The organism is Nocardia sp. NPDC004278, from assembly GCF_053602975.1.
Genome location: NZ_JBSGEQ010000036.1, coordinates 19,856 through 45,114 on the forward strand (window position 1 = coordinate 19,856; position 25,259 = coordinate 45,114).

Sequence of the window (25,259 nt, forward strand, 5' to 3'; positions counted from 1 at the left end):
CGGTACAGGCATGGCTTAGCAACTGCACCGCCGCCGCGGTAATTTGCCGCTCCGATCCGGAATTCGGCGCGGTTGCGGCTGATGCTCAGTCGATCCGCACTGCGTGTCCGGTGACCCGAATGCCGGTTGCGGCTGGATCGAGGTCGACCAGCAGCCGGCTCCGCCGACCCATATCGACGCCCTGGGTGATGGTGATTCGGCCAGATTCGGCATAACCGATGTCGCGGAGGTATCCGCCGAATGCCGCCGCTGCGGCACCGGTTGCGGCGTCCTCGACGACTCCACCGATGGGGAAGGGGTCGCGGGCCTGGAAGCGGCGGTCATCCTCGTGCCAGAACAGGTGCACCGTCGTCCATCCGGCCTCGCGCATGACTGCGCCGAGGGCGTCGAAGTCGTAGTCCAGGGCGGCCAGGCGTTCGCGGGATGCGGCGGCCAGCACCAGATGGTCGTTGCCGGCATAAGCCACCCGGGCAGGAAAGGCCGGATCGAGATCGGTTGGGTCCCAGCCGAGTGCTGCCAGCGTGTCGGAGATCTCGGTCGCGGTCGCCGCCCTGGAATGCGTTGCGACGCTGGTCAATGTCGCGGCCGGGTGATCGTCGGCGGTACTGGTCTCGACGACGATATCGCCGATGTTGGTTCGGAAATTCAGTGTGCCGGGACCGATGCGTTCGGTGAGTGCGACCGCGGTTGCGATGGTGGCGTGGCCACAGAAATCGACCTCGGCGAGCGCGCTGAAATAGCGAACCCGGTAGTGCCGGTCGCGTGTGTGGTTCAGGAAGGCAGTCTCCGAATAGCCGACCTTCCCGGCGATCCGCTGCATCTCGGAGTCGTCGAGTCCGGTCCCGTCCAGGACGACCCCGGCGGGGTTGCCGCCGGCCGGATCGGTACTGAATGCGGTGTAGCGCAGTACTTCGGTGCTCATATGTCTCATGCTCGCATCGCGCGACGATCGGGTCCAACGATGTATTTTGATCGTTTCCATCGGATATTCCGATAGCTTCGGCGGTATGGACACCCGGGTACTCGCCACCTTCGTCGCACTCGCGAGGACCGGCAGTTTCACTGCGACCGCGGCCGAATTGCACCTCGCCCAGTCGACGGTGACCGCACACATCAAGACGTTGGAGACCGAGCTCGGGCTGCGGCTGTTCGATCGGTTGCGGCTCGGCGCGACGCTGACCGACGCGGGGCGGCGGACCCTGGAGAAAGCCGGTCTGGTCCTCGATGCCGAGGCAGCGCTGCGTGCCGATCCGGATGTAGCCGGCCCGATCCAAGGCACGGTCGGCATCGTGGCGCCGGAATCCCTGTGCGGGCACCTGCTTCCCGGAGTGATCGCGGCGTTGCAACGACGTCATCCGGGGGTCGAGGTCATGCTGTCGCCGGCGGGCACGGCCGACGCGGCCGACGCGCTACGTACCGGCCGCTATGCGCTCGCACTGATGCTCGAGCCGTCGCTCGAGGCGCCCGATCTCGTTGTCGATCAGCTGGGCACCCTCGAACTCGCATTCGTTACCGATCGGCGGCAATCGGTGACGGCGCAATCGTGGGCGGAATTGGCGGAGCAGCGATGGTTCCTACTCGAAGAGGGCTGCACCTACAGCGACGAGGTCGCTCGGTGCCTGCGGGACAGTGCGGCAGTGGTTCGCACGACTCGGTTGGGCAGTATCGAGGCCGCCCGGGCCTGCGTCGCGGCTGGACTCGGACTGGCCGTACTGCCCGTTTTCGCCGTCGACGAGCGGCGGCTGGCTCGTTTCGCCGGGCCGGCGATCGTCGAACCCGGATTGCTGCTGGTCCGTCACCGCCGCCGGACGACCGGCCGCGCGCTCGACGCGGTGATCGAGGAAATCCGGCGCGGTGCAACGAAGCTGCTTTCCGGCGGGTAAGCGATCACAGCATCAAATATGAAGTGCCCCAACCTATTCGCCTGCCAGAGTTCGTCGCCGTTGCGTTCCGCCACGACGATGCCCTCCCGAACCAGCCAGTCCAGCGCTCGGTCGGCCAATACCGACGCATCGGCAGATGTGGCGTCGAGATCGACGAGGACTTGAAGGTGGTCACCCATAGCACAATCCTTCGTGTGCTTTCCGCGTGGACCAAAGGTGTCCGCAGCGGGCCCAGTGTGTCTTCGAGAATAGATAGCCGCGAGGCATACTCCGGCACACCGGCAGTGGATCTTCCGGGCTGATCCTCGAATCTGCCACCAGGACTTTTGAGACACGGACTAGTCGATGCCGTCGTCGCCCAGGGCCGGAACAGTATCTGGTGCGGCCTTTTCGGGGCCCCCAGAGTTCGGCTGCGATACGGAACAGTCGAACGCGTTCCAATGGGCAGTTCTCTTGCTCGTCGTGGTAATCGAGTGCGCCACGATCAATTTGCTGAATCATGCAGTCGGCGGCGTCGGCGGACCCGAGCATGAGTTGGCAGAACAGCCGCAGCTGTGCGCGCAGCGCGGCGTCGTGTTGAGCGATGTTTTCCTGTTCGGGCATGCCGTTGCCCGGTCAGAGCCCGAACAGCGGAAACACCCAGGAGCCGTGGAACGCGACGACCCCGCTGACGCCGTCGGCGGCAAGTGTCAAGACGTGCACGGCGTGTGGCCGGCGCGCACCGTCATGGCTGCGGGCGTATACCGCGAAGGCGGGCTGTCCATTGGCGGAGGTGGCGACCAGTTCGGCCGGCCCGATCGCCCGCATCTGTCTGGCCAGGAAGGTCAGGATGGTATCGCGGCCTTCGAACCAGGTCGCGATAGGCGGCATTTCCCATCGTGCGTCTTCGGTCAGTACCGCGACGAGTTGATCGATGTCCGCGGTTTCGAATGCGGTGACGTATCGGTCGAGCAGGGCTCGCTGCCGTGGTTCGGCGGGTTCGGTCAGATTGTCCTGGCTGAGTGGAACCTGGGCGCATGCTCGCCGAAGCGCGCTGTTGATGGCAGCTGTTGTCATCTCCAGCAGTTCCGCGACCTCGGTGGTCCGCCATTGCAGCACGTCGCGCAGGATCAGCACGGCTCGTTGTCGCGGTGGTAGCTGTTGCAGGGCCCCCATCAGGGCGAGCCGCATGGTCTGTCGTTGCACCACGACAGTTGCCGGGTCGGTCGGTGCGGCGGTGAACAGGAAGTCGGGTATCGGCTGCAGCCACGGTATCTCGGGGGATCGTTCGACCAGCCCGGCGTCCACGTTTGTCTCAGGGGCACCGAGATCGGCGGGCAGTGGCCTGCGTCTGCTTTTTCCAGCGCTTTGAAACACGCCCTGGTCGCGATGCGGTAGAGCCAGGTGCGCAACGACGATCGGCCCTCGCGGGTGGGGCGGTGGGCGGCGCGGTCGCCCGCGGGTTCGCCCATCGGGGCGCCACAGCCGATTGCTCGCCGGGTGTCGTTGCAAGACCTGTCATTCCGTTCACCGACCTTCCGGTCGACAATTTCATGCAACCGCCGTCAGCGGGGCCTTCTGGCAGATCAAGGGAAAAGCAGACGCGATGAGCGACGTCCGCTTCAGGTCCGCCAACGTCTCGGCGGTGCGCGCGACGCCCACGACCTGGTGACCCTGGTCGATCAGTGCGGCGGCGATCGCCGATCCGAAGCCGCGGCTGGCGCCGGTGACCACCGCCGTGGTGTTCCCGAGCATCAGCAGCCCACCGGAGGAATCAACGACCTAATGAAACAGTGCTCACACCAGCACGAGTACGCGGTGGGCACGACATCCCAGCAGTGATTCATCCACCCGGCCGACCGGCAGGGGCACGCTCTTTCGTCAGGACTCGAAGTCCAGGGGAAATAAGTGCTCACCTACCAGCGGCTACCAACCAGGAGTCTGCCCGATGGCCTACTCCCAGAACTCATTAGGGGTGTGGTTGAGGATGAATCCGGGGTCCTTGCGCCATTCGGCGAACAACGCGTCCTCATAGCCGGTGCGGGTCGTACGTTTCATGAATTCCGATGGAAGGATCTGATCGGTGTCGACGTTGCTGCGGCGCAGCGGGACCGCGATCCCGGTGCAGCGGAGGAACGGTTGCATGATTTCTTTCGGTGGAGATGCGGCCGTTGGTGATACGGCCTCAGTTCTTCGGCTGCAGCACGAAGTCGTAATGCGCGACCAGGAATGGTTTGTCCATCACTCGCCCGTCAGGGCTGGGCCCGGCCGGATTTTCGACGCATTTGACGATCAGGGGGTCTTTGACGCCGAAGACGACGTCGGTGTCGAGGTAGTCGGCGCCTTCCTGGAACAGGTGGGTGATCAGCTTCTCGTAGCCTGGTTCGTCGAACATGAAGTGGACATGAGCGGGACGGTATTCACTGATGTCGGTACGGCTGATCAGTTCGCCGACGGGGCCGTCCATGGGGATGGCGTAGCCGAGGGGGGCGATGGTGCGTACGCAGTAGGTGCCATCGGTGCGGGTCTGGTACTTGGCGCGCAGGCGTGCCTCGTCGATCTCGGGCATTTGTGCTTCGTAGGTGCCGTCGGCGTCGGCCTGCCAGACATCGAGGATCGCTCCGGGGATCGGGTTGCCTGCGGTGTCGTTGACCGTTCCGGTGAGAAACAGCGGGATGCCGGGTATGCCGTCGGACATGTCGTAGCCGAAGGGTGCGGCGGGTGAGTTGTCGATGTGGAAGGGGCCGAGGACGGTGGCCGGGGTTGCCTTGCTGTCGAAGCGATTGTTGAGCTGGACGACGAGCATGCTGAGTCCCACGACATCGGAGGCGAGGATGAATTCCTGGCGTTTGTCGTCGGAGATTTGCCCGACCCGGGTCAGCCATTCGATGGCCGCCATCCATTCGGCCTCGGTGAGATCGACCTCTCGGGCGTATTCGTGGATGTGACGGACCAGGGTGGTCATAAGTTGCGACAGGCGTGGTGAGTGCGCGGTCGACCAGCGTTTGATGGCCAGATCGGTGATGTTGTCCTCGGTGACGAATGCCATCACAGGCTCCTTGCAGAGGTTGCGGTGGAAGAATCGGCGGCGGACTGGTGCGTCGGGTTGGTGTCCGGGGCGCCAGGTGCCTGGTAGTAGGCGCTGCGGTCGACGCTGAGATAGATGTCGTTGGCGATCGGGTTGCGGCGTTCCTCGGCGATCTGGCCGAGCAGGCCCGCGCAGCGGGCCAGCAGGGCGAATCCGCGCAGCAGGTCGACGTCCAGGCCGAGGTCGGCCAGTACGGCTCCGCAGACTCCGGCGCCGTTGAGCGGCAGCCAGCGGCCCAGCGCGGTTTCGCTCATCCGGCCGATTGCGGCGAACAGCTGCAGGTGCGGGCCCGTCAGGTCTTCCTCTTCGACGATGCGCATCAGGGCGGGCGTGCGGGGGTCGCCGTCTTTGTGGTTGGGGTGCCCGAGGCCGGGGACGTAGCTGCCGCGCTGTTTTTGCTGCTTGATCGCGGCGAGCGCGAGCTGGTCCCAGCTGTCGTCGTTGTCGGGCAGAGCGGAGCCGTCGGCGGTGTGGGCGGCGAGGGTCTCGTGCAGGAACTGCCCGCAGTCCTCGGTGACGCCGAGGAACCGGGAGCCGCCACCGAGAAGACCGGCTGCGAGCGCACCCTGCAGCGAGTCCGGAGCGCTGAGGTAGGTCAGCCGGGCAGCGATCGCGGTCGGGGTGAAGCCGTGGTCGGCCAGAGCGACCAGCACCGACTCGAACACCCGAAGCTCACCGGGGGTGGGGCGGCGGGTGGTGACCAGCCAGAACGCCAGCTCTCCGAAGCCGACCTGGCCCATGAGGTCGCCGGCGAGGTCGTGGCCGAGAAGTTTGATCTCGGTGCGGGTGGACGTGCCCAGAGCGGTGGGGTATCGGTTCGGAGTGTTTTCGGTACTCATCGTTCCTCCGAGGTGGTCGCGGTGGCCGACAGCCAGGCACGGATCTCGTCGCTATGTTCGCCGAGGCCAGGCGGCGGCAGTTCGTAGCGGGGAGTGAGGGTGGAGAACGTGATCGGGTTGCGCACACCTGGGATCGCGCGTCCTTCGGGGCCGACTTGCACCACCGGGTCCAACCCGAGCTCACGGGCATACTCAACGCCCTGGGCGATCGTGTTGATCGGTCCGTTGGGGACACCGACGGCGTTGAGCCGTTCGAACCAGTGCTGCGCTGGTTGGGTCCGGAGCCGTTCGATCAGCAGCGGCCGCAGTTGTTCACGGTTGGCGGTGCGGTCGGCGTTGCTCGCGAAGCGGGGATCGTCGGCGACGTCGGCGATACCGAGGACTTCAACCAGTCGACGGAACTGTGCGTCGTTGCCGGCCGTGACGATCAGGTTCTTGTCGGCGGTGGGCAGCGGCTCATACGGGAACAGACTTGGATGTGCGTTACCCATCCGGTGCGGGGTCACGCCGCCAGCCACGTAGGCCGAGGTCTGGTTGACCAGGCCGCTCATAGCCGAGGACATCAGGTTTGATTCGATGCGCTGTCCTTCGCCGGTGGCATCGCGGTGGCGCAATGCGGCGAGGATGCCGATGGTCGAGTGCAGCCCGGCCATGACATCGAACACGCTGATCCCTGCTCGATACGGAGAGCCATCAGGATCACCGGTCAGGCTCATCAGCCCCGACATCGCCTGCACGATCAGGTCGTAACCGGGCAGCGACGCTCCCTTCGCGGTGCCGAATCCGCTGATCGAGCAGTAGATGACGGCCTCGTTGCGTTCTCTGACCGCCTCGTAGTCCAGGCCGAAACGCGTGAGGCCGCCGGGTTTGAAGTTCTCCACGACGATGTCCGCGCGAGTGGTCAGCGCGTGGGCGACGGTGAGATCGTCGGGATCTTTGAAGTCGAGCACGACCGAGCGTTTGTTGCGGTTGATGGCCGAGTAATAGGTCGAGACGCCGTCCGGGCGGACTGGTGGCATCCACGAGCGGGTGTCGTCGCCGCCCGGTCCTTCGACCTTGATCACCTCGGCGCCCATGTCGGCGAGCAGCATCGTGGCATAGGGGCCGGCCAGCACGCGGGACAGATCGGCTATGACGATGCCGTCGAGGGGGCGGGCAGGTCGCAGTCGGGGGGTCGGATCGGAAGTCACTGCGGTTTCCTTTCGCTGAACCCGGTCGGGGGTCCGTAGTGGTGTGGTCAGCCGTCGACGAGCTCGACGCTGAACAGCCGTTCGCGTGAGCCTTCGGCGCGGTGTCGGATGTCGGTGAGGTCGAGGCCGACGAGCCGACCCTGGTATTTGCGGACCTGTCCGGCGATCAGGACGGTGTCGATGTTTCCGGGGTGACCGGCACCGACGATGCTGGCGGCGATGTCGTTGGCGGGCAGCAGGTTGGCGGCGTCGAGGCGCAGGATGATCAGGTCGGCGGCTTTGCCGGGGGTGATGCTGCCGGTCTTGTGGTCCAGGCCCGAGGCGCGGGCGCCTTCGATGGTGGCCATAGCGAGCAGGTCGGCCGGAGTGAAGGCGGGCAGGGACTCATAGCCTGCGGGGTCGATACTGACGCCCACGTTCTGTGCCGACAGCGCCGCGCGCATGACGTTGAACATGTCGCCGGCCACCGAGGCCTCAGTGTCCACGCTCAGGCTGGGGCGGATTCCGTTGGCCAGCAGCCGGCCGGTGGCGGGCGCGCCGAGGCCGGGCAGGACCGCCTCCACCGCGGCCGAGACCGAGGCGTGGCCACCGGAGTCTGCGAGCATCTTCAGTTCTTCGTCATCGCTGGTGCAGCAGTGGATGAACAGCAGGTCTTCCCCGAGCAAGCCGGCTTCGCCGAGGCTGCCGATGCCACGGTATTGCGGGCCCCAGGGGCCGTTTCCGACGTGCATGCTCGAGCGGATGCCGAGCTCGCGGGCCATCGCGAGGTCTTGTGTGGTGACGTCGAGGGTGGACAGCTCCGGGCCGCGCAGCATGGCCTGCAGGGTGACCAGGGCGTCGTCGTCGCTGAGCACTTGCGAGCGCACCCGGCGGATATCGTCGGGGTGGGTGGCTTCTCCACGCAGCATCCACTTGTCGGAGTCGATCGAGGGCCAGCCGTAGGCGAAGGCCGCGCGGATCCCGGACTCACGCAACGCGGCGATCGCGGCGTCGGTGTGGGCGGGGCTGTTCTGGATGTGGGATTCGTCGCGCAAGGTGGTGATCCCGGCGTCGATAGCGCCGATCGCACCGACGAGGTTACCGATGTAGACGTCGTCGGGGGTGAACTGCGGTCCCCAGGTGAGCTGGATGTGCTGACGGTATTTCGGGAAGTCCCACCCGGTGCCGACCTGGCGGATCGCGCCCTGCCAGGTGTGGCGGTGAGTGTCGACGAATCCGGGCAGCACAGCCCGGTCGGCGCCGTCGATAACGGTGGCCCCGGCGTCGTCGATGCCGGTACCGACCTCGGCGATGACACCGTCATCGATGAGAACATCGCCGACGAACTCCCCCAGAGCCGGATCTTGGGTGAGCAGGTGTGCGCCGCGGATCAGGATGCGGCCCTGCGGGATGTCGGGCCTGGTTGTACTGGTCATCGGGGGTCTCCTTGGTCGTCGCTGAGCCGGTCGGCGAACCAGTCCGCAATGCGTGTGTGTTTGTCGTGGGAGTGGTTGTAGATGCAGTGGTCGCCGTCGGGGAACTCGCTGAAGGTCTTGTCCTGTGCGGCGGCGCTGTCGTAGAGCGCGTGGGCGTTCTCGATCAGGAACACGCGATCCGGTGTGCCGTGCATGACGTGCAACGGGCACCGCAGCGAGGCGAGCGTCGAATCGGTGAGCACGAAGGTCTCCATCACCTCCCGTGCGTGATCGGGATCGGAAATCCCCAGCAGTGCTTGTACTTTGGTGATGAACCGGTGGTAGCGGTCGAGGATCTCCGCTGGACGGATCGTGCCGCCGTTCACGCAGCAGGCCGCAATCCTCGAGTCCGTGGCCGCGACGAGGGCGGCGAGGAATCCACCCATGCTGTTGCCCCAGATACCGATCCGGTCGCCCAGCCGATGGTCGGCGAGCAGGTAGTCGACCACCGCCGAAAACGCCTTGGGCACATCGTGGTCGAGATAGAGGCCTTGCAGCACCCGGGTCTCGCCCTGGCCGGGGCCGTCGACGAGCAGGACCGCTACCCCGCGCGCGACCAAATAGGTCGCCCCGACGTGGTATTCCTCGCGCCAGCCGTCGAACCCACCCATCACGATCACTGTCGGGGGCCTGCTCACCCCGTGCGGTCTGAGCAGCCATCCGAGCAGCTCGGCACCTTGGTAGGGGATGCTGATGTGCTCGACGGCGGGATCGGTGAGCGCGCCGGCTTCGCCGTAGTACTCGATGAGCTTGCGGTACATGGGCGTTTTGCGGGCGTCGGTGTCCGGCAGCGGCACCTGTCCGACCCGGTAGCAGGCGCTGGCGCGCAGGAAATCGGCATGTGCTGTGAGGGTGTGCCCGGCCGCCAGCGACTCGATGGCCGAGTCGGCGATCCGTTCACCGATTCGCGCACCGGCATCCGCCCAGGGAATCCCGGCGTCGGCGAGGGCATACAACTCGACGACGTCGGCGTAGTCCAAGCCATTGCCGATCAGCCGCTGCAGCGGCATTGCCCGCTTGTGAGCGTCGACTTCGGCCCGCCACGGCGCGGCTGCGACGGCCGACTCTGCGGTCTCGGTCATGATCACACCGCCGCCGGCTGCGCGTCGGGCTGCGGCACCCTGGCCGGGGCGGGGAAGCGGCCCGCGAACCCGTCGGCCAGCGAGTCCAGCAGCAGCCCCGCCTCGCCGGCGCTCGACACGCTGCCGAACAACCAGAAGTCGGGGCGCACCAGGACGGTGGATGCGCCGAGTTCGGACAGCCACGAGGTGTAGGTTCCGTCCACGTCGATCACCGGAGCGCCGGATCCGGGCGCACCGATGTAGGCGGTGACGATGCCGATCCGATCGGCGAAATCCCGCTGGTTTTCGCTCAGCGAGTCGACAGCCGCGGCGTCGGTGCTCAGCAGCACCCAGCCGGTTCCGACGAGATCGTCGAACAGTCCAATCTGTCCGTCGACTTCGACCAGGCCCTGGTAGCCGACTGTTCCCGCGGTCGGGTCCCCGGGACGGATGAAGGCCTTCGGGCCGGGGATCTGCGGCAACGGCGGTGCCAGCGACGGGTCGGCCAGGGCCGCCTTCATCCCCTGGTCGCGCATTTCGGCGATGGCGGGATCGGTGATCACACAGGGCAACCCGATCTCGCGCGACAGGTTCATCCACGCCGTGAAGACCGGCTTGCGGTCGGCGGTATAGCTGTCGAGAATTTGCGGCGAGGCTTGTCCGCGCAGCACCAGATCCATACGCCAGGTCAGTGCCGACGCGTCGCGAATGCCGTTGCACATTCCTTCCCCGGCGAACGGCCACAGCACGTGGGCGGCGTCGCCGACAAGGAACACCCGCCTGTCCTGCCAGTGCTCGGCGACAACTTCCCGGAACCGGTAGACCGGCCGGCGCAGGATCTCCACATCCTCGGGGCCCACCCACGGCGACAGCAATTCCCAGACCCGCTCCTCGGTGAAGTCCTCAGGCTTCTCCCCGGGCAGCAACGTCCATTCCCAGCGGTGATGCTGAGCACCGAGCTGGAACAGACAGCCCGGACGCGCGGGATCGGCGAACTGACCGTTGTCGAACTCGAAGTGCAGCTTGTGCTTCTCCTTGCAGTCGACCACGAGCTGTTCGTAGTCGCAGTTGCCGACCCAGCTCTCGATGCCGAGGGCTTCACGGATGGTGCTGTTGGCGCCGTCGGCGGCGACCAGATACCGCGCGCGCACCTGACTGCGTTCCCCGGTCTTGCGGTTCTCGAGGGTCACGATGACGCCCTCGTCGTCCTGTTCGAACGACACGGCCTTCGTCGCCATCGTGACATCAACGTTGCCGGTCTCGGTCGCGGCACGGTTCATCGCGAGTTCGAGATAGTTCTGATAGAAGATCCAGTGCCCGCGGTGCCCATGGGGTCCGACCTGGCTCCAGTCCAAACGCAACAGCAGCTCCCCATCGAAAGCCTTGGTACGCATGTCGTACATCTCCCAGGCCACCGCGTCGGACTTGAACTCCTCATCGATGCCGATCTTCTGCAGTGTGCGGACGATCTCGTCGTCCATGTGGCCCGCGCGGGACAGGCCGTAGAGGGTTTCGTGGGCTTCAAATGCGGCGACCGAGTGCCCTGCCTGGCCGAGCTGGATGCTCATCATCTGCCCGACAGGTCCGAAACCGATGACGACGATGTCGTAGGTTTTCAACGCTGGTGGTCCTTTCGAGATGCCGTGCCGTCCGACCTCGAGGCCGGAGATTGGAAAGTGCGACGTGCAGGCACCGAAAGCGATCCGCAGTGTTCGGTCGATCGATGACGGTCTATGCGCTGTGCGCGTGCTCACCGTCGGGTGCCGCACGTTTCTGTTGTGCTCCACGAACGCGCTACCGCAGGTAGTAAATGCAGTTCAAACGAATATTGTCCGCCTGGCGGACAGTCGTCCGTTCGTGTAGGGTCAACAATGCCCCGATCAGATCGCTGTGTCAAGCGTCATAGGAGGGTGCACTGTGAGAGCCGGCACCGACACCTCGCTACCCGATACCTCCGACTCGAGCTACAAACTTGAGAAGCAACCGCCATACCTGGAAGGGGCTGCAATGGCCGAACGTGGGCAAGGACCCGACTTCATCGAAGCCCTGGCCAGAGGTCTGCACGTGCTGAAAATCTTCACCCCCACCCGGCCGGTGATGTCGCTGAGCGAAGTCGCCAAAGAAGCCGACCTGGCCCGGCCCACCGCCCGGCGCATCCTGCTCACCCTCGAAGAACTCGGCTACGTCCGATCCGGACACAACGGCTACGCCCTCACCCCGCGGGTTCTCGAACTCGGAATGGCCTACATCGGCGCGCTCAACCTGTGGGACATTGCACGACCCCACATGGAAGAACTCGTCTCCCACACTGGCGAGTCCTCATCGATGGCTGAACTCGACGGCTCCGACATCGTCTACGTCGCCCGCGTCGCCGTCCCGAAACTGATCGCCCTACGCGTCGACATAGGAACCCGCTTCCCGGCAATGGTCACCTCCCAAGGGCGGGTCCTGCTCGCCGCGCTCGACCCCGAAACCGTCCATACTGTCCTGGCCGAACCCAGCCGATCGGGTTTGCGGACCACCGACTACAGCCCTGCCCAAATCGACGAAATCCTCACCGAAACAAGAGAACGCGGCTGGGCCCTCGCCGACCAAGATCTAGCCCCCGGGGTCCGATCGATCGCCGCACCGGTGCGCGACGGACGCGGAATCGTCTGCACCGCAATGAACGTCACCGTGCACGCCGCCGAGACCTCCATCGAAACTCTCACCGAGCAGTACCTGCCCCTGCTGCTCCAGGCCACCGCGGCGACCACCAGCGACTGGACCGCATGGCAGAACCGACCTATCCGACAGCTGACACGCCCGAAGAACTCACACTGAACCTGACGGAAATGGTTCCGATCACGCGCTGTCAGCTCGACCAGATATCGCCGGTGACAAACGACATCCCGGGTCGTGTGCTGTCGCTTGCCAGGGCGGTCGGAGGGTCGGCTCGCGCCATCCCTCGTGTGGATCGACTTGCACGAGGGCCGTTCCACAGCAACCAACTTCAGGGCGCCATCCCAAAATATCCACTGCCACAAGGTCATTCAGCGACTTGAGGCGCAACAATCCGAGTTTCGGCGCCACTCACCACCGTATATGAACCAGAGCCATCGTCCTTACAGTCCCGCTTCTGCATGCCCTGTCTGGCCTGTGGCAAGGTTCGCTTATCGGGAGGGGAGGATCTGCCGTGCCGGAATCTGCTTGTCGGCGTTTGTGTGCATCGTGGATGCCGAGATCGTTTCGGCACGTTGATCTTTGGTTGCTCTCATCACGGTGTGGTGTTGCGCATCTCGGCGGCGTCGCCCGTCGAGTGTTGTGGCGTAGATATGGGTGTATTTGCATGGGGTCGGGGTTTGTCGGCTGCCTACCGTTTCCGTGGTCGTCAGTGCCGTTGCGGGTGGCGCCGGCGGCGATGGGCAGCGCCACGGCCGGTGTTGCACCATCGCGGCGACGCCGTCGTCGCCGGGGGTGTAGGCGATGCCCGCAAGATGGCGAGAAGGCGCGGCGGCCATGTCGGCCGATGATGAATCTGGCGGCAGCGATGCTGGCGATGGTCGGTGTAGCGGCTGGCTGCCGGATAGTGATGTGCTGGTTCATGGTGAGCCAGCGGCAGGGGGACGACCTTGACCCCTTACGGAAATAGAACTCGTCAAAAAGCGCTCGACCTGCGGAGACTATCTCTCGAATTGCCGATGAGAGATTCGGCTCGAACCTTATACATGCAGGTCAGAGCACAAACATCATCGCCCCTTTCTCAGATGTACGGCAAGGCGACATCAATATCCGTATCCTCGCCCTCGATCGGATTCGAGTTTGCGGGTCGAGATCGCGGCTCCTGCCAGGACCAGTGCTCCATAGACAACGTTCAGATACCAGCCGCCGTGAACCGCGTCATCCCGACTGCCCGTTTGTCCGCCGGTTCCGGTGAGTATCGTTGCGGCGATAGCGACGCCCACGGTTTGCCCGACCTGACGGGTGACACCAGCGATGCCACCGACGACCCCGGCCTGGCCTGCCGGGAGACCTGCGGCGGCGATGTGCGTTATCGGAGCACTGACGGCTGCGATGCCAGTGCCGAGCGCCACGTACGCGGCGAACAGCAGCGGAATCGATGGGTTGGCGCTGTCAAATGTGAGCAACAGCGCGCCGGCGGTCAGCGCCGAACCACCGGCTAGCAAAGACGGGCGCGGGCCCAGACGCGCAAGTATTCGACCGTTGACCGGCCCCACGACGAGGGCAGCAACGGCCAATGGCAGGGTCAGCAACCCCGCGTATAGCGGTCGATATCCTCGGATTTGCTCGAGATAGATGCTGTTCAGGTATAGAAATGACCCCATCGAGGCGAACGCGGCCACGGCAATGAGGTTTGCCCCGGCGAACAGTGGACTACGAAACAGGCGCAGCTCGATCAGCGGCTCAGCACGCCGCGGCTCGTAGATCAACAAGCCTGCCAGTGCGGCGACCGCGGTTGCCATCGTGCATACGATGGTTGGCGACGCCCAGCCCAGTTCACGTCCTTCGATGATGCCGAATGTCATCGTGGCCAGCATCAAAGCCAGTAGTGCTTGACCAATGGGATCGACTGCACGTGGCGTGGCAGCTTTGGATTCCGGAATGAAATATTTGGTCGCGATGTACATGGCGGCACCGACGGGGAGATTGATCAGAAAGATCCATCGCCAGCCGAATACGGACCCCGCCAGCGCTCCTCCGATGACCGGCCCGAGTGCCAGTGAGAGCCCGTTGGCCCCGGACCAGACGCCGACGGCGCGAGCTCGATCGGCCCGATCTGGAAACGTCGAAACAAGAATCGCCAACGCGACCGGATTCAGCATCGTCGCGCCGAGAGCCTGGAACGCGCGGAACGTCACCAGCCACTCCCGCCCCGGCGCAAAAGCGCATAGGGCCGAAGCTATTGTGAATACAACTATTCCGGTCCGGAATGTTCGTTTGCGGCCGACCCGATCTGATATGGATGCGGCTGCCATCATGAACGTTGCCAATATCAGTGTGTAAGCGTCGATCACCCATGCCAAGCCTGTGGGTTCGATACCGAATTCGTGACCGATGGTGGGCAACGCGATATTCACTGCGGTGGCATTGGCACCGACGAGCAACATGCTCGTACAGCAGATCCACAGCACAGCGGGGCGGCGGATCGTCGTGGGCGCCGCCGTGATCGCGGCCGCTGTGCCCCTCGTCGGTGTGGTCACACGAATGCCAGTCCTGCCGCGATTCGCCGGTTGAGGTTCCACTCGCGAGCGGCCAGCATCTGGGTCGACCAGTCGTCGGCGACGGACAGGAAGATCGGGTCGCCGGTGCGGCGGTATTCGTGCAGGCACGCCGCGGTGAGCTTGAAGGCGTGTTCGTCGCCGCTAGCGAGACAGTGATCCATTACTTCGTCGATTTCGGGAACCCGATCGGCGGTGCTGCCGCCGCCCCGCTGGTTCCGAAGGCGGCCCAGGTCGCCGCGGTGTAATGCCAGCCGAATCGGTATGCGTCGGTGTGTGCGGATTCCGGAGTGCAGGGCAACAGGATCCGCACGGCCTCGGTGGTGGTGATGGTGTGGGCGAACACCAGCGGGAACCTCGAATTGTTGCGCCGGTACAGATCGGCTCCGGCCCACGACAGGTTGTGGAGTTGTTCGAGTGGTTCGGTCGGTGCCGCCAGGAGATCCAGGGCGTGCGTGAATTCGGGAACCCCACCCAGCAGTTGAATCACCTGCGGCGGCACCCCGGACCGCTGCTGTGTCTCGTTCAGGTGCGGCATGTGCTGTAATGCCGACCGCACGTCCATGTCACCCTCGAGCGATGCCGCGCTGGACAATTCGTGGTAGTAGGCAGCCCAGTAGGCGAGTGCGCTGACCAACTCGTCCAGTCGCGGTTCGGTGGCCTCGCTTGACATCGCGGACACAGCGTGCGCCACGCGGATCGGACCGTGACCGCCCTGCGCCATGCCGCCGGGCCACAGGCGCGGCAACCATGTCGACAGCAAGTCGTGCCAGCTCATTTGGTCGAGTTCACGGCGGAAGAACAGTTGCCAGTCCGCGAACCGGTGCTTGGCGCCCAGAGCCGTTCGCCAGGTCTCCCCCGAGATCGGCGTCACTGCGGCCGGCGCCGCCGTCAGGAGCTCGGCGTACTTGGTTACCCAGGGGGCGACGGCCTCGGCGAAGCCGAGGTCGACGAGCGCCTGTACCGCCATCGGCCCGTGATTGGGGTTGCCGGTGCCGGTCTCGGTGCCGAAGCCGCTCAGCCGTTCGAGCGCGGTATCAAGGACCTCTGTCATCGGAGTTCTCCTGTTCGAGCATGTTTGTGCTCCCATGCTGGGACGATCCCTATAAAGAAGTCCAATACATGATTCGCAAGACTGGATAAGCAATCTTTATGATCGGAGATCTTTATGCTGCAGCACTTGCGGACATTCATCGTGGTTGCCGAGGAGTGCCACTTCACTCGCGCCGCGGCGCGCCTGCATATCGCGCAGCCCGCGGTAAGTCAGCAGATCCGGGCCCTGGAGCGACAGGTAGGCGAGCAGTTGCTCGAACGCAATGCGCGATCCGTTCGGCTGACTCGAGCCGGTCAGGTGTTTCTGCCGCATGCCCGGGCGGCGGTGCATGCGGCGGACAAAGGCTTCGCCGAGGTTGCCTCCAGTACCGGTACGCTGCGGGGCACATTGCGGGTCGGCCTCGTCGAATCGGCGGGACCGACGCACGCGCCCCGGTTGCTCACCGATTTTCTTGCCCGCCATCCCGGCATCGATCTCCACGTCAGCCAGGACGGCTCCGAACAGATGACTGATCAAGTCCGCGCGGCCGAACTGGATGTCGCCTTCATAGCCTTACCGGACACCCGGTGCCCGGCCGGAGTGACCGCACACTGGCTACACCCCACCGAGTCCCTCGTGGTCGCGGTGGCCGCCAACCACCCGCTGGCGAGCCGGGGCCGATTACGACTGTCCGACATCACCGACGAACCCCTGATCGCACTGCGTCAGGGAACCGGGAACAGATCGGTCATCGAACGGATCTACGCCGAACACTGCACTCGCCCACGAATCATCTGCGAGGCCCCGAACCTCGCCGTCGCCATGAGCTTCGTCGCCGAGAACCTCGGACTGTGTCTCGCCCCTCGGTCGACCGTCGCCACAGCCGCACCCACTGTCACCGCAGTCGAGTTGGCAGAGCCGGTGTTGCAGCGTCATCTCGCCCTGGTCTGGCGGTCCCCCGAGGCCGCAGGACTGCTCGCACGAGCGTTCGTGGCCTTCACTGAATCCGAACCACGATGGTCCGGAACACGAGTGTGATCCGTCCCGAGTTCGAGACCCATGCCGTGGACCTCGGGGATTCATCCAGGTTTCGCCGACGTCACCTCGACACCCCCGCGAGCGACTACAGTTCCCCGGCTGAGCACGCGTTTCCCTACCGCAGCAACAGTTTCGACACCCGATACCGGCCCCGCATCAGGCTCACGCGCGCGTGTTCCAACGCGCGCACCAGATCTTGTGCGGCCTCCCCCGCACCACCGACGGCACCTCGACCCCCCCTTGGAGGTTAGGCCCGACAACAGGGACTTCAGCGCGACGGACCTGCTACCGACGTGGTGCGATCAGTGGACCCGGCGAGGGACGCTCGACTGCTCGATGATTGGGAGAATGCCAGTAAGCAGGTGATGCATTTCTCGCCGAGGCGGGTCAAGTCCGATACGGGGCCAGTAGCTGTTGTCCCAGTCGACCACGCGAGGCTACCGCGGATCGCTGACGACCTCCTCGCCATATGGGATGAGTGTGCGACGCAGCTGAACGACCCGCTGAGCCCAAAGCGGGCGGACTTCCGGCTCTGGGCGTAAAAGAGGGCGGTGACCCCGGCAGGTCATCGCCACGTTCCCGGCGACTTCCTCGACATGACGAAGAACCGCCCGGCGCCGACGCACCACCTCACGGCCCATTACAGGCTCACTCACCCGAATCTCCTTAGAGCTCAAGGGATCCGAGTGTCAAGCATCTTCGTTAGGTTTATGCCGCAGCGCGTGCCGATGACGCACATGGAAGCCAGTACTGGAAAACGACAGTTTCCAGCGTTTCCGCAGGTCGATCTGTGTGGTTAGCGCATGTGTCCCCCTCCGGACACAGACAGTACGCCAACACGTGGCCGTGGGTTCGTCTCGGCCGTAACCGCGTGGTCGTCGTGGTTGTAGGTGAGTTTCAGTCCTAGTTCTCGGTATACCTCCAGCTTGTCGCCGGGGTCGGCAGCCCGCAGGATTGCCAGGATTCCACCGAATGCCTCCACACCCCGCGATGGTCGCCGCGTGGAGCAGCGAACGGTCACGGCGTCGGCGCGGGAGTTGTGACTCTTTGCGCTGCTTGTTCCACACCTCGTGACCGGTGTAGCGGGGATTGGCGAGGATCGCCCGGACAGCACTCTTGGACCAGGCAGCACCCGACCGATGCGAATTGCGCTTGCGGTCGTGAGCAGAGGGGCAGAGGATCTCCTCAGCGACTTCCGTGAACGCATGGAGAAGTCGGTGAACCACTCGGCGAGGCGAGCCTTCATACGGGTGAGCGGAACATCGATCCAGTCCCGGACGATGACGCGACTCTGGTTGTCGGTGCCCGATATGGTCAAAGGACACCTCTCATCCCCGTCGGCATTGATGCCAACGGTCGGCCCAAGCGCGGCCGGGACGCAGCACTGGTATCGATCAACACCTCCGCGCTGGCGCGGACACGGAAGGGTTCGGGTGTGACCGGTGTGTGTCTGTCGTGCGGGGAAGTCGGGCCGTTGCTGAAGACCTGCGCCCAGAACTCGACGGCCGACCGGCGCATGTGAACCGGCTCTGCGTCGATCATTCACGGATAGCGCATTGGCCCCGGCCGACACGGACGCGGAGTCTCGGTCGATGAGACCGGCAGCTGGCACCCTGATGCCGTAGCCACGACCCTGAAGTTTCGAATGACCACGACCGTAGTCAGGAGTTTCAATGATCGTGTCAAGCCGCAGCGCTGATCGGGGCTGGTGCCTCGATGGCGAAGGTGCGGTTGTCACGCGTGAGCGCCCAGACGACGTCGATCAGGCGGCGTGCCAGCGCGATGAGCACCTTCAGGTCGGTCACGATCTGATCGGGGCTGGTGATCGGCGTCAAATCACCACGCACGATCTCACAACAGCACCCCGCGGACGCCGCTGCCTGCATCTCCATAAACAGCGATCAGCCACACCCTGCCGCCCTGGGCGTCCTGCCCCGAACACTCACAACCTTATGGATGAACAATGATCACCACCCGCGCCCGCTCGACTGACGTGTCCGACAGCGCGGTCCAGCAATCTGCCGACCGGCTGCTCACCGCATGGCGCACGGGCGTGCCATGTGCCCCGGTTCGTGATCTGCTCGGTGAGGCCAACATTGCGTCGGCTTACGCGGTACAGCAGGAGCTCGCCGCGCGGCGGCTCGAGCACGGCGGTGTCGTCGTGGGCCACAAGATCGGCCTCACGGCTCCTGCGGTCCAAGCGCAACTCGGGGTCGACCAGCCGGATTTCGGCGTCCTGTTCGCCGATATGGATGTCAGTGGCTCCCGCGCGATATTGCAGACCCTGTTGCTGCAGCCGAGGATCGAGGCCGAGATCGCCTTCGTTCTCGGGGCCGATCTTGTCGACGGTGATCTGGACGTTGAGCAGGTTCGCGCCGGGGTAGATCATGCGGTGGCCGCGTTGGAGATCGTCGACAGCCGAATCGCGAACTGGGACATCACCATCACCGACACGATCGCTGACAATGGTTCCGCCGGTCTTTTCGTACTCGCCGACCGCGAGCTCGAACTCAGCGAGTTCGAGCCGCGCGCGGAGCATATGCGCTTGCTGGTCGACGGTGTCGAGGTGTCGTCGGGCACCGGTGATGCGTGTCTCGGCGATCCGCTGATCGCGCTATCTTGGCTGGCCCGTACCGCACGTGACCACGGCGCCCCGCTGCGCGCCGGTCAGATTATCCTGTCCGGCGCCCTGGGGCCAATGGTTCCCGTCCAGTTCGGATCGACCGTTCAGGCAGAACTATCCATGTTAGGTCCGGTGTCGGCAACATTCGAAGGACCGGACCATAATTGAGCACGACTATTCTGACGCCGAACCCGGCCCGCGCCATCACCGTGAGACTTGTCGATCCTTGTACAGAAATCGAATCTTGGTGACCGCGCCGACGTTAGGCCGGGACGATGCAGCAGACGCCCGGCAACTCATACACATAGTGATCGCACCGGACTCTGGAGAGTCGGCCCTTTTGCGGCTTGTGTGCATCTTCCATACAAAAGGGATCCACCTGGAAAAACTCGTGTTCGACGCCGCACGGTCGACTGTGCGTGCTGAGGTCGCAATTCCGGCGCGCGATGCCACCAGGCTTGCGTATCTCTTGCGGCGTGCCGTCGAGGTGGTCAGCGTTTCCATTGACGCGGGCGAACCTGAATAGCGCAGTCTTACCGGGACGTGAAGTCGAGGACCACCCTTCCACGCAACCCTCCGGCAGCTATCGCACGATGTGCCTCGGCGGCGTGGGATGCGGGCAACGTCCGAGCCACACTGGGCGTGATCAGGCTTTGCTCGGCCTGCTCTACCAGACGGTGCAGAGCAGCGGTGTCATGGAGACGTGCAGAGACGTGCAGAGAATCTCTTGCTCCAGCAAGAGATTCTCTGATCTCCATTTCGAGCCGACATTCGGCAGCCTGCCCGACCACGGCATGAAATCGGCACAACTAACCAAGATCGAGTCTTCGTGTGTGGAACTATGGCGTGGCACCGTGGGCGGCTGTCCGGTAATACTGGTTTCTTGTCAGCGACGTGGGCCATAATCACATCGATCTCGAGAACAACTTGCGCAGAATTCGCAGGTCGGTGACCGAATAGGAATACATGCAATGAATGACCATGAAAGAATGCTTGCATTCGCCGTTAAATGGCGGCATTGGAACGGCGGTTCGGCAGAGGATATTTTCATCGAATTCGGCGTCGACTCGACCGAGTTCTTCAGGCGACTACGTCAGCTCCTGACCGGTAAGCGCCGTCCGAACATCACGCCACCAATGATCAAGGAGCTGCTGAGTATCTGCGACACCCGGCTCCGCAGGGCACCCCGGCAAGGTGAACTCAACGGCACTACCGATATCCGAACCACTGATAACCGCCGCCGTGCGGCTTCTTGCCAGGGTGATCCTGTCTGAGCCTTGATATCCCTGGCAGTACCAACCTGTCAGCGAGCATTTCGCTACGTCGATACCGAAGAGCGATCCGGAAGCGGCCAGCGCAATCCTGCCTGGTCTCGTCCGTCGAGGGAGCTCCATGTGGCGCCGTCGAGGCCGCATGGAGCTCCCATTTGTCCGGAGCAGGTTCACCGCTCCGGCAGCGACACGGCGTTCTCGTTGCGACCAGCGCGAAAAGATTGCCTGTCAGTCGCGGATGTGTGGGGTCGACGAACAACCAGTTGCGCGGCCGGCGCCGTGCTCGAGTTGCCGCGAGCCACGGAGGATGATGCGCCGAACTTCAGGCGCCCCGATCGGGCGGGTTCTCAACCCACCTGACGAGCGAAAGCTGTTGCTCGCAACGCCGAGTTCACGCCACATCCTGACGAACAGCAATTGCTTCATCAACCGTGCTCACTGCCGCCAAGAGGTAGAACTCCAAAGATTCCAGTGAACTCGTCTGATGCTCAACCGAGTACGTTGTGCAGCAATCGGCCAGGACCGTGACGTCGATGTCGATGTCGCACATGGCTGCAGCACGAGTGGTCGTCTCTACACCCTTGGTCCCCACGGAGTTCGTCGATGATTTCGGCGTCCCACGTTCCGGGTGTAAATCACCGGTAACTCGTGTGCATGAACTCGTGGGCATGGGCGATCTCAACCGCACGCACATTTTGTTCGATTGTCGCTTCGATGTTGATCAACGCTCGACCGCGGTGCAGCCGCACTTGCCCTCAGGCCGCAGAAAGCTGTTCTGCATATCGATGACAATCAGCGCGTCCGCATCATTGAAAGCGTTCATCAGTTGGCCTCTATTTCGCCGTAGCCGCTGCCGAATTGTGCCAATGCCCATGGGGCCACTTCCAGCTGACCGGTTCACATTGTGAGACACCGGCACCGATATGGGCGACCGCGCGAACCGTAGGTCTTGCATCGTGGCACCGACGACTGGAGCCGATGCCCGACCGCAGCAATGGTGAACACACGACTTTCATCTCGGCCATACCCGGCTGCAAACCCACAAGGTGGCATCCATGGACACGATCCAGTTGCTCACACCCTCATCCGAGCTGACACCCGACCCGGATTACCCGCTTGAAGTAACACCTGAACTATGCCAACAGCTGCTGCGTCGTATGACGCTCGCTCGTCGTTTCGACCATGAGGCCTATACCCTGCAGCGTCAGGGCGAACTCGGCCTCTGGTTGCAGTCCTGGGGCCAAGAGGCCGCTCAGGTGGGCTCGATCGCCTCGCTCCGCGACAGCGACTGGGTGTTCCCGAGTTACCGAGACCACGCCGCCGCATTATTTCGCGGCATCGAGCCGAAAGAGATCATGTCCCAGTGGCGTGGCTGCAGCGCCGGTGGTTGGGACCCTAACCGCTACCGGTTCCACGTCTACACCCTGGTCCTGGCGACTCAGTTGCTGCACGCGACCGGATTCGCAATGGGCGCCCGGCTCGAGGAGACCGACGAAGTCGTCCTCACCTATTTCGGGGACGGGGCCAGCAGTGAGGGCGACGCTAGCGAAGCCCTCAACTGGGCGGCGACCTTCGAGTGCCCCGTGGTCTTCTTCTGCCAGAACAACCAGTGGGCTATCTCCACGCCGGTGGACAACCAGTTGGCTCGCCCACTCCATGAACGGGCCGCGGGGTTCGGAGTCGACTCCTACTTGGTCGATGGCAACGACGTACTCGCGGTTCTCGCAGTGACCCGAGCCGCCGTCGAGCGTGCCCGGCGCGAGCATCGTCCGGCGTTCATCGAGGCGATCACCTTCCGCATGGGAGGCCACAGCACCGCCGACGATCCGCAGGCCTACCGGCAAGCTCAGGACTTCGAGAAGTGGCAGAAACTCGATCCCATCGAGCGACTGCGCACCTTCATGGACCACAAGGGCTGGCTCGATGCCAACTTCGTCGCCGCGATCGACAAAGAAAGCGCAGAACTCGCGGGCCGCACCCGTCGGGAGTGCCAGGAGCTGCCGGCACCCGATCTGGCTCGGCTCTTCGACGAGGTGCTTTGCGGAAGCAATCCCTTGCTCGCAAAGGAGAAGCAGCGCTATCTCTCCACAACCGCACCACGAAGCTGAGGATCACATGTCGACAATGGTTCAGGCGCTGAACAACGCACTGCGCGACGCCATGCATGAGGACGAGGTGCTCGTACTGGGCGAAGATGTAGCCCAGCTCGGCGGTGTATTCCGGGTGACGCAAGGACTACTCGACGAATTCGGCCCGAAGCGGGTTTTCAACTCGCTGCTGGCCGAGTCGAGCATCGTTGGCACCGCGATCGGGCTGGCGATGCGCGGGTACCGACCTGTACTGGAGATCCAGTTCGACGGCTTCGTCTACCCTGCCTTCAACCAGATCGTTTCGATGCTGGCGAAGATGCATGCTCGAACCGGCGGCCTGGTCCGGCTCCCGGTCGTCATCCGAATCCCGGTCGGCGGCGGTATCGGTGCGGTCGAGCATCACAGCGAATCCAATGAGGCATATTTCGCGCACACCTCGGGCTTGCGAGTAGTCGCCTGCTCGAACCCCGACGACGCCTATTGGATGCTGCGCCAATCCATCGATTGCGAGGATCCCGTCGTCTTCTACGAGCCCAAACGGCAGTACTGGCACAAAGGTGAGATCAGCAAATCCGCAGATCTCACCCTGGATCGTGCACGGGTTGCCAAGCCGGGCACCGACGTCACAATCCTCACCTACGGCGGTATGGTCGCCGACTGCCTTCGGGCAGCGGACACTCTCGACGGCGAAGGCATCGCCGCAGAGGTCGTGGACCTGCGCTCGATCGCTCCGCTGGATCTCGAAACAGTAGTCAATTCGGTGCGCCGGACCGGACGTGCGGTCATTGTTCACGAAGCACCGACCTTCGTCAGCGTCGGATCCGAGATCGCAGCGTCGATCGGTGAAGAATGCTTCGCCTATCTGGAGGCACCAGTGCTGCGGGTAGGCAGCTACAACATCCCGTACCCGCCTGCCAAGGCAGAGCGGAACTATTTACCCGACGTCGACCGCATCCTGAATGCCGTCGACCAGGTCATGAGCTGGTAGGAGCGGATATCGTGCAGGAAATGCTTTTGCCCGATGTGGGCGAAGGACTCACAGAAGCCGAAGTTGCGCGCTGGCTGGTGGGCCCCGGCGATACGGTCGAGCTCAACCAGTTGGTCGTCGAAGTCGAGACTGTCAAAGCGGTCGTCGATCTTCCCTGTATGTATGCAGGCACGGTGGTGTCTCTCGGAGCTGAGGAAGGGGAAACCCTCGAAGTCGGCAGTGTCCTGCTCACCATTGCCACAGGTGATGAGGAGGTGTCGGAGACTGCCCGACCTGTGAAGGCCGACGACGAAGAACCGTTCGTAGCCCGCGACATCACTGCCTCCACCGCCCTCACATCCTCCTCGGCTCCGGCCCCGCCAGCGGAGGACCACGATCGAGTCGAGGTACTGGTCGGGTACGGCCCAGAAGCGGACGCCCCGTCCCCGCCCACCCCCCGCACCGCGCGCAACAAGCCCGTGGCACAAAGCGAACCCGTAGCTCAGATGGGACTCGTGCCAGCCGAACGACCCGCTGCAACGCCGCCGGTTCGGACTCTGGCCAAACAACTGGGTATCCCACTCGACAAACTGACCCCCGCGGAGAACGGAGAATACATAACCTATCTCGACGTTGTCCGATACCGCGATGCCCAGCTCGGTAGTAGCGGTGGCGGCGACGGCGAGCGACCCGAGGTCCGTAACCGCATTCCGGTGAAAGGTGTCCGCCGTGCCACCGCTGAGGCAGTGTCCGCGTCGGCGTTCTCGGCCCCGCACGTCACCGAGTTCGTAACCATTGATGCGACCCGCTGCCGCGAGTTCGTCGCCGAGCTGAGGCATTCCGAACGCTTCGAGTCGCTGTCGGTCACTCCGCTCCTCGTCGCCGCGCGGGCAGCCTGTATCGCGCTGCGCGAGTTCCCAGGGGTGAACTCCAGCTGGGACGAGAGCGCTCAGGAGATCGTCGAGTATGCGCGGGTGAACCTCGGTATCGCCGCCGCCACCGACCGGGGCCTCATCGTCCCGAACATCAAATCCGCCGACACGCTCGGGCTGCGCGAACTCTCGTCGGCGCTCACAGACCTGGTCACCACCGCCCGCGCCGGCCGCACACCGGTTACCGACATGACGCGCGGCACATTCACGATCACCAATGTCGGTGTTTTCGGTGTTGAAGGAGCAACACCGATTCTGAACCGCGGCGAGTCCGCGATTCTCGCACTCGGCGCCCTGACCGAGCGGCCGTGGGTCGTCGACGGCCAGGTGGTCCCGAGGACCACGATGACGCTCTCGCTGTCATTCGATCACCGCCTTGTCGACGGCGAACTGGGTAGCCGTTTCCTCACCCGGATAGCCGCACTCATCGCCGACCCATACCAATTCGCAAGCGCTTGAATACCCGTATTGCGGGCGGTGTCCGGTCGAACGGACACCGCCCGCAACAGCGACTTTCCTCCGTGGTCTTGCGGACTGAAACCGCCACGCGACACCACGCCGTGACGCCTCACACACTGATGACATCACCTTT

24 protein-coding genes and 1 pseudogene are annotated in these 25,259 nt (G+C 64.1%); 9 read left to right on the plus strand and 16 right to left on the minus strand.

Annotated elements, in window-relative coordinates:
- Positions 1-85: 85 nt before the first annotated feature.
- Positions 86-922, minus strand: coding sequence for a PhzF family phenazine biosynthesis protein (locus ACWEO2_RS36060; RefSeq protein WP_452409454.1), 837 nt, complete (start codon positions 920-922; stop codon positions 86-88).
- 85 nt (positions 923-1,007) lie between these two features.
- Between ACWEO2_RS36060 and ACWEO2_RS36065 the strand changes: the two genes are divergently transcribed.
- The gene (locus ACWEO2_RS36065; protein WP_452409455.1) at positions 1,008-1,883 is read left to right on the plus strand and encodes a LysR family transcriptional regulator; all 876 of its coding nucleotides are present in this window, start codon (positions 1,008-1,010) and stop codon (positions 1,881-1,883) included.
- A 615-nt stretch (positions 1,884-2,498) separates the two neighbouring features.
- On the opposite strand, the gene ACWEO2_RS36070 is transcribed toward ACWEO2_RS36065, so the two are convergent.
- The 9 genes and pseudogenes from ACWEO2_RS36070 to ACWEO2_RS36110 form a co-directional block, all read right to left on the minus strand.
- A complete protein-coding gene (locus ACWEO2_RS36070) occupies positions 2,499-3,170 on the minus strand; it encodes an RNA polymerase subunit sigma-70 (RefSeq protein ID WP_452409456.1) in 672 nt (223 codons plus the stop codon).
- A gap of 243 nt (positions 3,171-3,413) precedes the next feature.
- Entirely contained in the window at positions 3,414-3,617 is a 204-nt protein-coding gene (locus ACWEO2_RS36075) for an SDR family NAD(P)-dependent oxidoreductase (protein WP_452409457.1), read from the minus strand.
- A gap of 216 nt (positions 3,618-3,833) precedes the next feature.
- Positions 3,834-4,007: pseudogene (locus ACWEO2_RS36080) on the minus strand (3-isopropylmalate dehydratase small subunit); the annotation flags it as partial.
- 40 nt (positions 4,008-4,047) lie between these two features.
- A complete protein-coding gene (locus ACWEO2_RS36085; protein WP_452409458.1) occupies positions 4,048-4,911 on the minus strand; it encodes a dioxygenase family protein in 864 nt (287 codons plus the stop codon).
- Positions 4,911-5,789, minus strand: a complete 879-nt coding sequence (locus ACWEO2_RS36090) for a citryl-CoA lyase (protein WP_452409459.1) — start codon at positions 5,787-5,789, stop codon at positions 4,911-4,913. Before ACWEO2_RS36090 ends, ACWEO2_RS36085 begins: the two co-directional genes overlap by 1 nt.
- The gene (locus ACWEO2_RS36095) at positions 5,786-6,979 is read right to left on the minus strand and encodes a CaiB/BaiF CoA transferase family protein (protein WP_452409460.1); all 1,194 of its coding nucleotides are present in this window, start codon (positions 6,977-6,979) and stop codon (positions 5,786-5,788) included. The genes ACWEO2_RS36090 and ACWEO2_RS36095 overlap by 4 nt, the downstream gene beginning before the upstream one ends.
- Before the next feature lie 47 nt (positions 6,980-7,026).
- A complete protein-coding gene (locus tag ACWEO2_RS36100) occupies positions 7,027-8,394 on the minus strand; it encodes an amidohydrolase family protein (RefSeq protein ID WP_452409461.1) in 1,368 nt (455 codons plus the stop codon).
- Positions 8,391-9,515 carry an alpha/beta hydrolase family protein gene (locus ACWEO2_RS36105; RefSeq protein ID WP_452409462.1) on the minus strand — a complete coding sequence of 375 codons (1,125 nt, stop codon included), beginning with the start codon at positions 9,513-9,515 and terminating at the stop codon, positions 8,391-8,393. Before ACWEO2_RS36105 ends, ACWEO2_RS36100 begins: the two co-directional genes overlap by 4 nt.
- Positions 9,516-9,517: 2 nt before the next feature.
- Positions 9,518-11,113: a bifunctional 3-(3-hydroxy-phenyl)propionate/3-hydroxycinnamic acid hydroxylase gene (locus ACWEO2_RS36110; RefSeq protein ID WP_452409463.1), complete on the minus strand. Its 1,596-nt coding sequence runs from the start codon at positions 11,111-11,113 to the stop codon at positions 9,518-9,520.
- Positions 11,114-11,501: 388 nt separating this feature from the next.
- Here ACWEO2_RS36110 and ACWEO2_RS36115 point away from each other — a divergent pair, with 388 nt between their 5' ends.
- On the plus strand, positions 11,502-12,317 hold the full coding sequence (locus ACWEO2_RS36115) for an IclR family transcriptional regulator domain-containing protein (RefSeq protein ID WP_452409464.1): 816 nt from the start codon (positions 11,502-11,504) through the stop codon (positions 12,315-12,317).
- 941 nt (positions 12,318-13,258) lie between these two features.
- On the opposite strand, the gene ACWEO2_RS36120 is transcribed toward ACWEO2_RS36115, so the two are convergent.
- Genes ACWEO2_RS36120 through ACWEO2_RS36130 form a run of 3 tightly spaced genes read right to left on the minus strand, consistent with a single transcriptional unit; the run spans position 13,259 to position 15,767 of the window.
- Positions 13,259-14,737, minus strand: coding sequence for an MFS transporter (locus ACWEO2_RS36120; protein WP_452409465.1), 1,479 nt, complete (start codon positions 14,735-14,737; stop codon positions 13,259-13,261).
- Positions 14,692-14,877 (minus strand): hypothetical protein, encoded by a 186-nt coding sequence (locus ACWEO2_RS36125; RefSeq protein ID WP_452409466.1) that lies wholly within the window; start codon positions 14,875-14,877, stop codon positions 14,692-14,694. Before ACWEO2_RS36125 ends, ACWEO2_RS36120 begins: the two co-directional genes overlap by 46 nt.
- Entirely contained in the window at positions 14,877-15,767 is an 891-nt protein-coding gene (locus tag ACWEO2_RS36130; RefSeq protein WP_452409467.1) for a hypothetical protein, read from the minus strand. Before ACWEO2_RS36130 ends, ACWEO2_RS36125 begins: the two co-directional genes overlap by 1 nt.
- Before the next feature lie 126 nt (positions 15,768-15,893).
- Here ACWEO2_RS36130 and ACWEO2_RS36135 point away from each other — a divergent pair, with 126 nt between their 5' ends.
- Positions 15,894-16,784, plus strand: coding sequence for a LysR family transcriptional regulator (locus ACWEO2_RS36135; protein WP_452409468.1), 891 nt, complete (start codon positions 15,894-15,896; stop codon positions 16,782-16,784).
- A 689-nt stretch (positions 16,785-17,473) separates the two neighbouring features.
- Here ACWEO2_RS36135 and ACWEO2_RS36140 read toward each other — a convergent pair.
- Entirely contained in the window at positions 17,474-18,109 is a 636-nt protein-coding gene (locus ACWEO2_RS36140) for a recombinase family protein (protein ID WP_452409469.1), read from the minus strand.
- A gap of 357 nt (positions 18,110-18,466) precedes the next feature.
- Positions 18,467-18,631, minus strand: coding sequence for a hypothetical protein (locus ACWEO2_RS36145; RefSeq protein ID WP_452409470.1), 165 nt, complete (start codon positions 18,629-18,631; stop codon positions 18,467-18,469).
- Between the two features lie 116 nt (positions 18,632-18,747).
- Here ACWEO2_RS36145 and ACWEO2_RS36150 point away from each other — a divergent pair, with 116 nt between their 5' ends.
- Together ACWEO2_RS36150 and ACWEO2_RS36155 are read left to right on the plus strand one after the other, a co-directional pair.
- Positions 18,748-19,575 (plus strand): 2-keto-4-pentenoate hydratase, encoded by an 828-nt coding sequence (locus ACWEO2_RS36150; protein ID WP_452409471.1) that lies wholly within the window; start codon positions 18,748-18,750, stop codon positions 19,573-19,575.
- A 79-nt stretch (positions 19,576-19,654) separates the two neighbouring features.
- The gene (locus ACWEO2_RS36155) at positions 19,655-19,933 is read left to right on the plus strand and encodes a hypothetical protein (RefSeq protein ID WP_452409472.1); all 279 of its coding nucleotides are present in this window, start codon (positions 19,655-19,657) and stop codon (positions 19,931-19,933) included.
- Between the two features lie 7 nt (positions 19,934-19,940).
- Here ACWEO2_RS36155 and ACWEO2_RS36160 read toward each other — a convergent pair whose 3' ends face one another.
- Positions 19,941-20,165, minus strand: coding sequence for a zinc-binding dehydrogenase (locus ACWEO2_RS36160; protein WP_452409473.1), 225 nt, complete (start codon positions 20,163-20,165; stop codon positions 19,941-19,943).
- 213 nt (positions 20,166-20,378) lie between these two features.
- Here ACWEO2_RS36160 and ACWEO2_RS36165 point away from each other — a divergent pair, with 213 nt between their 5' ends.
- The 4 genes from ACWEO2_RS36165 (at position 20,379) to ACWEO2_RS36180 (ending at position 25,126) form a co-directional block, all read left to right on the plus strand.
- Positions 20,379-20,681, plus strand: a complete 303-nt coding sequence (locus tag ACWEO2_RS36165; RefSeq protein WP_452409474.1) for a hypothetical protein — start codon at positions 20,379-20,381, stop codon at positions 20,679-20,681.
- Between the two features lie 1,052 nt (positions 20,682-21,733).
- Complete coding sequence (locus tag ACWEO2_RS36170) at positions 21,734-22,786, plus strand: thiamine pyrophosphate-dependent dehydrogenase E1 component subunit alpha (RefSeq protein WP_452409475.1); 1,053 nt, start codon at positions 21,734-21,736, stop codon at positions 22,784-22,786.
- Between the two features lie 16 nt (positions 22,787-22,802).
- Positions 22,803-23,756: an alpha-ketoacid dehydrogenase subunit beta gene (locus ACWEO2_RS36175; RefSeq protein ID WP_452409505.1), complete on the plus strand. Its 954-nt coding sequence runs from the start codon at positions 22,803-22,805 to the stop codon at positions 23,754-23,756.
- Between the two features lie 20 nt (positions 23,757-23,776).
- Positions 23,777-25,126, plus strand: coding sequence for a dihydrolipoamide acetyltransferase family protein (locus ACWEO2_RS36180; protein WP_452409506.1), 1,350 nt, complete (start codon positions 23,777-23,779; stop codon positions 25,124-25,126).
- Positions 25,127-25,259: the final 133 nt, after the last annotated feature.